General features: G+C 40.3%; 7 protein-coding genes. 5 read left to right on the plus strand and 2 right to left on the minus strand.

The window, feature by feature from the left end:
- Positions 1 to 14 precede the first annotated feature (14 nt).
- Together wcaK and QVA83_RS15775 are read left to right on the plus strand one after the other, a co-directional pair.
- On the plus strand, positions 15 to 1,250 hold the full coding sequence (wcaK, locus tag QVA83_RS15770; protein ID WP_039230031.1) for a colanic acid biosynthesis pyruvyl transferase WcaK: 1,236 nt from the start codon (positions 15 to 17) through the stop codon (positions 1,248 to 1,250).
- Between the two features lie 145 nt (positions 1,251 to 1,395).
- Positions 1,396 to 2,043 carry a PEP-CTERM sorting domain-containing protein gene (locus tag QVA83_RS15775; protein ID WP_039230029.1) on the plus strand — a complete coding sequence of 216 codons (648 nt, stop codon included), beginning with the start codon at positions 1,396 to 1,398 and terminating at the stop codon, positions 2,041 to 2,043.
- A gap of 65 nt (positions 2,044 to 2,108) precedes the next feature.
- Here QVA83_RS15775 and QVA83_RS15780 read toward each other — a convergent pair whose 3' ends face one another.
- Positions 2,109 to 4,592, minus strand: a complete 2,484-nt coding sequence (locus tag QVA83_RS15780) for a right-handed parallel beta-helix repeat-containing protein (protein ID WP_156078226.1) — start codon at positions 4,590 to 4,592, stop codon at positions 2,109 to 2,111.
- A 346-nt stretch (positions 4,593 to 4,938) separates the two neighbouring features.
- Here QVA83_RS15780 and QVA83_RS15785 point away from each other — a divergent pair, with 346 nt between their 5' ends.
- On the plus strand, positions 4,939 to 6,051 hold the full coding sequence (locus tag QVA83_RS15785) for a glycosyltransferase family 4 protein (RefSeq protein ID WP_156078227.1): 1,113 nt from the start codon (positions 4,939 to 4,941) through the stop codon (positions 6,049 to 6,051).
- Here QVA83_RS15785 and QVA83_RS15790 read toward each other — a convergent pair.
- Positions 6,043 to 7,182, minus strand: coding sequence for a glycosyltransferase (locus QVA83_RS15790; RefSeq protein ID WP_156078228.1), 1,140 nt, complete (start codon positions 7,180 to 7,182; stop codon positions 6,043 to 6,045). The two genes, QVA83_RS15785 and QVA83_RS15790, sit on opposite strands and share 9 nt — an antisense overlap.
- Positions 7,183 to 7,612: 430 nt before the next feature.
- Between QVA83_RS15790 and pheS the strand changes: the two genes are divergently transcribed.
- Together pheS and ytpR are read left to right on the plus strand one after the other, a co-directional pair.
- Positions 7,613 to 8,593: a phenylalanine--tRNA ligase subunit alpha gene (pheS, locus tag QVA83_RS15795; RefSeq protein WP_012518127.1), complete on the plus strand. Its 981-nt coding sequence runs from the start codon at positions 7,613 to 7,615 to the stop codon at positions 8,591 to 8,593.
- A gap of 14 nt (positions 8,594 to 8,607) precedes the next feature.
- Positions 8,608 to 9,059: YtpR family tRNA-binding protein (gene ytpR / locus QVA83_RS15800; RefSeq protein ID WP_353844112.1), on the plus strand; the 452-nt coding region annotated here is incomplete at its 3' end.

Consider the following 9,059-nt stretch of genomic DNA (forward strand, 5'->3'; position numbering starts at 1 on the left):
CGGATTTCAAACGAATGAAAATATTGATTATTGGTAACCATTCTTGTGGAAACAGAGGTGATGGCGCAATCATAAGAGGATTAATTGAGGAGCTAGAGCAGCAGTTACCGAATATCGGACTTGATTTGGTGTCGAGGTTTCCCGTAAGTTCTGAAATATTACTTTCAAGGCCTTTCAAGAATGACTGGTTGTATAAATATCAGCCATACAAAGGTGGCTTAAAATCAAAGATTAAGAACAAAATTCAAAAGCCTATTCTGTTGGAGAGATTATTATCATCTGCAAAAACTGGCGATATACATAAAAGTCTCCCCATTGAGTTCAAAAGCTACATAAACGAACTCAAAGGCTACGACTATGTTATTCAGGTAGGGGGGTCGTTCTTTGTTGATTTATATGGGGTTGGACAATTTCATCACGCTTTATGTGCGCTTGCTGCGCAGGTACCGCTACTGATCTTAGGTCACTCAGTAGGGCCCTTTGAAGATAAAAAGTTTTGTGAAATTTCCGAGCTCGTCTTTCATCGCGCAAAAATATTTGGGCTCAGAGAATCAGTAAGTAAAAGGCTATTAGAAGAGAGGTTTGCTTTACCGAAGAGTTATGTCAAAGGTGCGGATACTGCATGGTTAGTAAATAACAATAATGTAGATATCGAGAATAAAGCGCTACTAGATTTTATCGCCGGCGGAAAAACTGTAGCGATTACATTAAGAGAGCTAAAACCTTTTGATAAAAGGCTAGGCGTGAGCCAAGAAGATTATGAGCGGAGCTTTGCAGAGCTTTGCAACGAACTGATTGAAGACGGATACCAAGTGCTAGCGTGTTCAACCTGTACCGGAATCGAAGGATATCAGAAAGATGACCGAATGGTCGCTTATAAACTAAGTAAGCACATTCGTGATGTTTCAAAATACAAGATTGTTATGGATGAGCTAAACGATGTTGAGTTGGGTACTCTGCTTAGTCACTGTGAGCTAACCATTGGTACACGCTTGCATAGCGCTATAATTTCAATGAATTTTGGAACACCAGCATTTGCGTTAAACTACGAACACAAGTCCGAAGGCATTATGAATCAACTAGGCTTACCTTCTTTTGGTGCACCATTGTCTGAACTTTTAAACGGGCAACTCATTTGTAAAGTGAAGGAATGTATTTCGAATATTGACGAAGCGCGAGAAAAGGTACGTGCTGCAGTCGTAGCCGAAAAAGGTAGAGCTAAAGACATGATAAAAGTAGTCACTCAATAAGAGAGTGTCTGCTTTTTTTACATTGATTTTTCTGGGATAAGGCAAGGCTTTGTAATATATAGTCTTTTTGCTTGTGGCGTAATTTTTGCTTTAACGTGTTGTATACGCTGTATTTGACCTCATGCATTAGTCAAAAGGAAAAAACATGAAATCTATTAAAAGTGCGTTAATAACGACATTGCTACTTATCGGTGGTTCTGCTAACGCAGCATTTATCAATTTTAGTGACTACACTGCCACTGCCTATGGTAACCAATCCAAAACAGGTTCGGAAGTAGTGTCTAATTCCGGAAACACATTTACATTAAATGGTAATCGCTGGGTTGATATTCTTTACGGTGTAACGCTTACAAGTACATCAATATTAAATTTTTCCGTTGAAGCTACAGGCTTGAACGCAGAATTGTACGGTATTGCTTTTGAAACGAACGATACATATAAATATGGTCAAATGGACAATTTCGTTTTCTTTGGCGGAACACAACTAACACAAGTAACAAGTGAGAATTCGCTACCATCGTTTGGAAGCTACTCAAGCGGTGATGGTGTAGTGAACTTCTCCATTAATGTAGGCGATTATTTTACAGGTGTTTTTGACCGTATGGTTTTCATTTTAGACAATGATGCAAACCAGTCTGGCTCAGTAGTTTCTTTTTCTAATGTAGAGGTTTGTGACAACGCGCTCGTGTGTCAACAATCATCTGTCATAGCGGTTCCTGAACCTGCACATATTGGCCTTGCAAGTCTCGCTCTAATCGTTATGGGCGTTACTCGTCGCAGGAAAAAAATATAAAATTTAATAACTTACAGAAAAGGAAGCGATGGCTTCCTTTTTTTGTAAGTGTAATCAGTGAAGCTTTAATTAGATATCGTCAATTTTATGTCTGAGAATGTCACGCTGGCATTATTTTGAGACTTTTTCACATCATCGTAATCTAATACAAAGACAATATACTTAACATGACCTTGGATATATTTCCCAATGGGAAATGTTATCTCTGTAGCTGGAGCATTGAAAAAGCCTTGCGCGTCCACACCCCACGATTGAGTTCCAAAAAATTGGATAATCCGGTTGGCGTTTTGTTTATTATCAGTTTCAAAGCCGATTCCCACTATTTCAGGGACACCCACAATTTCCAACGTGAGTTTCAATTCAGTCTTCTCGGTTATCTCGTAATGAATTGGCGCTTTTATCCAATTGTTTCCTGTTAATGTTAAAGTGTGTCGAGTTTCTTTAAATGTTTGACCATATTCATATTGTTGAGAAAATGAAGTGAACTTCAGTTCTTTTGTATCCAATAGCCATGTTTTGTTCTCTAACTCTTTAGGTGACATAGAAAATTGAATAGGCTCTGTGGATGTTTGGTTTGAGAAGTTGGGAATCAATGATGTAGGAGATGATTCCAACAAAGTAGGTCTATTGTCTTTGAGCATTTCAATATATGTTTCGTCATCTGAAAGTTCATTTTCGACAATATCATCCAAATTGAATTCATATCTAGCACCCACAATGCTTTCGTTGAAGCAAAGATCATTTATGCTCCTACTTTTGTAATATTTTTGTTCGTCATAAATACAAAAGCCAGATGCATTCCCAATATTTTTTGTGATGGTGATATTGTTTTGCATGTGAACCCAAAATGTATTGTCGCCATTGAAGTTTGAAGCGGCAAGGCCATTTCGGTTTGTATAAATGTAGTTTTCAAGAATTAAGTTCTGGCCAGCAGGTTGAGACATTAGCCCTCCTGCTTTTATCGCGGTCCATTCAGAGCCTCGCTCGTCACCTAAATCATGAATATAGTTATGGAAAATATAGTTTGGACCAAGTCGATTGGGTGCTACGCTTATACCAGTGTAGCCTTGGGTTAATTCATTATTGTAGAAGAGTACATTGCGCTGCCCACCGTCTAACTCTACAAGATCATCATTAGCAAAGGCTAAATAGTTCCCATAAATAGCGGAATCTCTAACAAAACCACCATTACGCCATGAATTTTGTCGGCCTTCTATAACGTCATTAAACCTGTTTGTATCAGAGCCATATAAGCGATTGTTTCTCACAATCATTTGGCCACGCAACGCCTCATCTGGGTGGTATGCCCAAACCAGTATGGCACTAGGACCATTGGGGTGGCCGTTTCCCCAGTGATTTGCGCTCAGGTTTTGGTTGTGTATTTCGCAATTCTCGATTACAGAAACGCCTGTCTTTTGTAAGTAAATACCAGAATCATAGTTTATTGGCGAGCTACTATTTTCGCTCTCGTACGCCTTTCCATTTTTGTAAACCCCCGCTTTTCGACCATACTCCGAAACGTCACATCCCTTTATCCAAATATTATGAGTTCTGTCTGCAAAAATTCCGTAGCGCTTACCACCCTTTATTATGAAATTTTCTAACATCACGTATGACTGGCGACCAATATGTACAGCAGAAAGAAACTCATCACCTGCGTCAATGATGGTCCCGTCGCCAATTATTTTGGCATAACCGTCTTCACTACCATAAATATCTAGCTCTTCTAAGTTAAGTTGACCGCCATTGTAGATTTCTGAGAGGTAGTACACCTTATTTGGATCGATTGGAGGGCTGTTTGCACGAGTCTTAAATGTAAATGAATAACGCTGTTCATCGGATTCACTCTTGACCATTATTTCAACTTCATATTCAGTATCCTCATCCAAATATACTAAGCTGCCCGAAAGCGCACCGTAAACAGGCTCCCAAACTAAGCTCAATCCATCGCGCCATTGAAGTTCATTTAACTTTTTAAATCTGACGGTGTTGGTGCTGTCTTCGTTTTGATTGTATAAAACGATCCCGGCTGAGTTGATCAGAGGTGTGACAGAATTTTCTAGACCACTAGCGCTTTCATCAAAAACGAGGGTAGGGTCAAGATTCATTGACACGATGGCAGTCAGTATTAAATCCTGATCTAGGTTTTCCACGCTTTGCACCTCGCGCAGCAATGCATAACTGTCGATTGGGAAAAGTTGAATCAATAATTCCAACAAATCAGGTTTTGATTTAAATACTTTATCAGCATTGACATAGTCGTTGGTTTTGTAATTTTCTAAAAGCCCTGCTTCGTAAAGCTCAACAATGGAATTTGCATGCTTCGCTACCAAATTACTTGTTTTGACTCTGCCAAACGAGTGATTTTTTAATGCAGCAACTTTAGCCTCAGTGGCTTGATTGTCTAATGGAACTAATATTCGATGGAATAACGTACCTGGTTGATTGTAGAGTTGTTTAGAAGGTGAGGTTTTATTCGATATGCTACATGATACAAGCGCAGACGAAATGAATATAATGAGAAGGGGAACGACACAGTAGTTTTTCATGAGATAACCCTGGCAGCTAAAAAAGAAAGTGCGCTAAGATTTGTTCGCAAACTCTATAATTGCAAAGTTCCACGCGCAAGTTAATACTGCAACGATTTTTGTACGGTTAAGTCGCAAAAATCGTTTAGCTGATTTTTCATAAAAACAATAACTTCTATCTTTTTGATTTGTAGAAATTTAAATCGATTCGATCAACATGTAGCATGGCAGTTATGCCGACTAGGCTTACCAGCAATATTCATTCTTTATGAGCTTCTATGTTTAGCGAGACAGATAAGAAGAAACAAGAGCTTTAAGTGTTGCCTTAAATACTAAGGCGTAATTTGGTTTGTGAAAAGGAATCAACATGGCTCATGTATGCGTGATTGGAACAAGAGGCGTGCCTTCTTTCGTTGGTGGAATTGAGACTATCTGTGAAAACCTCTACCCAACAATTGTAGGTCAACATCAAGATCATAGAGTGACAATTCTCGGCAGGCTTCCCTTTGAAGGACAAACAACCTACTCATTTAAAGGCGTCGAGGTGCGCGTTTTAAAAGCGCCAAGCATTAAAGGGTTAGAAACCTTTATTCACACATTTATCGCGTTGATTTACGCTAGACTAAAACTCCATCCCAAAATAGTGCATTTACACGGTATTGGGCCGGGCTTTTTCAGCTTCTTATCTCGATTATTTGGATTCAAGACCGTAGTTACTCATCACTCTCCAGACTACAAGAGACCTAAATGGCGCTGGTACGGAAAGTGGATTTTAATGGCAGGGGAGCTAAACACGGTTATTTTTGCCAACAAAGTGATCTGTGTAAGTAATTCTTTAAAAAACGATCTTGATAAGCGGTTTAGCTTCTTAAAAGGAAAAAGAACCACCATCAGAAACGCAGGTTCATTGATTGCTCACGAAAACTGGCCTGATGACAAGCAATTGTTAGCATCGCTTAATTTGAAACCAAATCAATACATTCTTGCTGTAGGGAGGTTAGATAAAACCAAGGGGTTTGATGATCTAATTCACGCATATGAGGCTAGCGATTTGACTAGCACGAAATTGGTAATTGTTGGGTCCAATTATGAGCAGGATGACTATGTACTGGCGCTTATGCAGAATGAAAGTGAGCGAATAATTTTTGCCGGTACCAGAACCGGAGGTGAATTAGTCACCCTTTATAAAAATGCTTCAATTTTAGTAAACCCATCGTATATGGAAGGTTTTTGCTTAGTTGTTGCAGAAGCCCTGTCTGTATGTCTTCCTATTATTGCCAGCGACATAGGTGCGCACAGAGAGTTTGAACTTGAAGACGCATGTTACTTTACTAAGGGTGATGTAGATGCCTTAACGAAAAAGCTTAATACAAAGGATTACAGTTTATTTCGTTGTCGCAATGCAGAGGAACTGCAATCGAGCAATACATGGCAACTGAATGTCGACAGACATGTGTCACTTTACAACAGCTTACTCTAGTTGGGTGCGAATGAAAGACCAGTATTGTTCGGCCACCTTGTCTATATGAAAGTCTTTCGCGCGCTTTAGGCTCATCGCTTTGTATTCTTTTCGTAATGCCTCATTCTGGAACAAATTAATTGCATGAGTCAGTTCAACCCTGTTGTCGAGTGGGGCAAGAATGCCGTATTTTGCTATATGTACCTTGTCTGAATGGAAATTAACATCTGCTGCAAGAATTTCCGCAGGTCCAGAAGGGCAATTAGTCATAATAGCAGGTAGGCCGATAGCCATGGCTTCCACCAACGCATTGGGAAAGCCCTCATTGTTTGACGCGGAAATATAGTATTTTGCCCTGACTAAAATGGAAAACGGATTTTCTGCGTAGCCCAGTAACGTTACTTTGTTAGATGCGTTTTGCTGGTATATGTAATCCAGTAACTCTTGTTTTTGTTCGCCATCGCCTAAAATACAAAGATGAGCAGACTCATCGGATTTCAAATAAGCATCAATAAGAAGCTTAAAATTTTTTGCTGGAGTAAGCCTACCAGTACTGATGATAAACGAATCGGGTAGTTCAAATTCAGGTTCAATTGCACATTTTTTCGAAATGAACTCAAGATCATAAGGATTAAAAATGGTGTATGCTTTATCGGTTGTCACAGAATAGTTTTCGACTAGATCAATGGTAACGCCATTTGAAACACCCACAATAGCATCAGCAAAGCGATAGAAAGCTTTCGGTAAAAGGCCCGCAACATGTCTTTTTAGCCCTTTAAATTGGTTGTCTAAGTGACTTGTTAAATGCATTCGCTCAAACAGCAATGCTTTATGTTTCTTTAAAAACATTCTGACAATGGCATTTGAAAGATTGGCTCTCACGAGAAAACTCGCCACAACACTAGGATTCGTTTTCTTAATATATTCGTTTATACCCTTGATGCTTTTTAAGGTAGAGCCTTTGCAATCCAATATGGTAAGTCGGACATGAGAAGGTAGTTCTCTCGCCATTGGTTCATTATCTAACAGCAAAACATGTACATCTAATCCTTCTTGTAAATGTGTTTGCCCTAATATATTGACGAGTGCTCTTTCCGCTCCACCTAAACGAATGGAATTGATAACAAAGACTACGCAACTTTTATTCGTCAATTCGATTTACCTCGAAATATGAACTCCCTGTGCTTTTCTTACTCCTTAAACTAACCACTCGCTTCATCTACTTTCTCCATTTTTGCACATCTAAATTTTATTTCATCTTGCAAAATTCTGCCATTTATCATTTGTTTATTTGTATCGGTTAAACATAAAAAGTGCTTCATTTTAGGAGTGAAGATATTGAGAAAGTTCTAGCTCACTATTCAAATCCAAATCATTTCTTTAAATGTTTACCTACCCACTTAGTTTATTTACGACATATTGCCTAGTTAACAACCAAAATTTCGCCATTATCAGCTATATAGGGTAGCGGTAATGTCAGTCACTCGTGTAAACTACCGCTTTTATTTCAGGCAAGCCTTAGCGCACAGAATAATTCTTCCTATGCTTTGGCCATGCAGTCATCATGTAAATTGAGGAAAACATGGAGCTTGACGCTATTATCAATCAGGCACAAAGCCAGATTGACGCTGCACAAGATGCAGCCACATTAGACCAAGTTAGGGTCGAATTCATGGGTAAGAAAGGTAAACTTACCGACTTACTTAAAGGGCTTGGAAAGTTATCTAACGAAGAACGTCCTGCCGCAGGCCAAAAGATTAACCAAGCTAAGCAGGTTATTCAGCAAGCTATTTCTGCAAAAGGTGAGTTTTTACGCACTGAAGAGCTTAACAAAAAGCTAGCAGAAGAGGCAGTAGATGTAACTTTGCCTGGTCGCACAGAAAAGCCAGGAAACTTACACCCGGTTAGCCGCACGATTGCACGTATCGAATCTTTCTTTGGCGAGCTTGGCTTTTCAGTTAAAACTGGCCCTGAAATTGAAGATGGTTTTCACAACTTCGACGCGCTGAACATTCCTGCGAATCACCCCGCGCGTGCCGACCATGATACCTTTTATTTCAACCCAGACATGATGCTTCGTACGCAAACCTCTGGTGTTCAAATTCGTACTATGGAAGCGGAAAAGCCACCATTGCGTATTATCTCGCCAGGCCGTGTGTATCGTAACGACTACGACCAAACACACACGCCGATGTTCCACCAAGTGGAAGGTTTGATGGTTGATAAGAACGTTAGCTTTACCGACCTTAAAGGTATTTTGCACGACTTCTTACATCACTTCTTTGAAGAGTCACTAGAAATTCGCTTCCGCCCGTCTTATTTCCCGTTTACTGAGCCGTCAGCTGAAGTCGACGTAATGGGTAAAAACGGTCAGTGGCTTGAAGTATTGGGCTGCGGCATGGTGCACCCAAATGTACTTAAAGCGGTAGGTATCGACCCAGAAGAGTACACAGGTTTTGCCTTTGGTATGGGCGTAGAGCGTTTAACAATGCTTCGTTACGGTGTTAACGACTTGCGCGCGTTCTTTGAAAACGATCTTCGTTTCCTTAAGCAGTTCAACTAAGGCAGAGAGTACACATGAAATTCAGTGAAAAATGGTTAAGAGAGTGGGTTAACCCGTCGCTGTCGGCACATGAGCTGTCTGAACAGTTGAGCATGGCTGGCCTAGAAGTAGACGGCGTTGAGCCAGTGGCAGGCGATTTTAAAGGCGTGCTAGTAGGTGAAGTAGTGGAGTGCGGTCAGCATCCTAACGCCGATAAACTGCGCGTGACTAAAATAAACGTAGGTGGCGATGAGCTACTTGATATCGTTTGTGGTGCGCCTAACTGCCGTCAGGGCATTAAAGTAGCAGTTGCTGTTGTTGGTGCTGTATTGCCAGGCGACTTTAAAATTAAGAAAGCAAAGCTTCGCGGCGAGCCGTCATTCGGTATGCTATGTAGCTTCTCTGAGCTAGGTATTAGCGACGACCACGATGGTATTATCGAGCTTCCAGCCGATGCACCTATTGGCACAGACATTCGCGATTATCT

The sequence above is a fragment of the Alteromonas sp. AO-Serp genome (assembly GCF_017849675.1).
Taxonomy (GTDB): domain Bacteria; phylum Pseudomonadota; class Gammaproteobacteria; order Enterobacterales; family Alteromonadaceae; genus Alteromonas; species Alteromonas macleodii.

Excerpts from the sequence above, each read along its gene's own strand:
- wcaK (WP_039230031.1), top strand. The coding sequence starts at position 15 with ATGAAAATATTGATTATTGGTAACCATTCTTGTGGAAACAGAGGTGAT.
- QVA83_RS15780 (WP_156078226.1), bottom strand. The coding sequence starts at position 4,592 with ATGAAAAACTACTGTGTCGTTCCCCTTCTCATTATATTCATTTCGTCT.
- QVA83_RS15785 (WP_156078227.1), top strand. The coding sequence starts at position 4,939 with ATGGCTCATGTATGCGTGATTGGAACAAGAGGCGTGCCTTCTTTCGTT.
- QVA83_RS15775 (WP_039230029.1), top strand. The coding sequence starts at position 1,396 with ATGAAATCTATTAAAAGTGCGTTAATAACGACATTGCTACTTATCGGT.
- pheS (WP_012518127.1), top strand. The coding sequence starts at position 7,613 with ATGGAGCTTGACGCTATTATCAATCAGGCACAAAGCCAGATTGACGCT.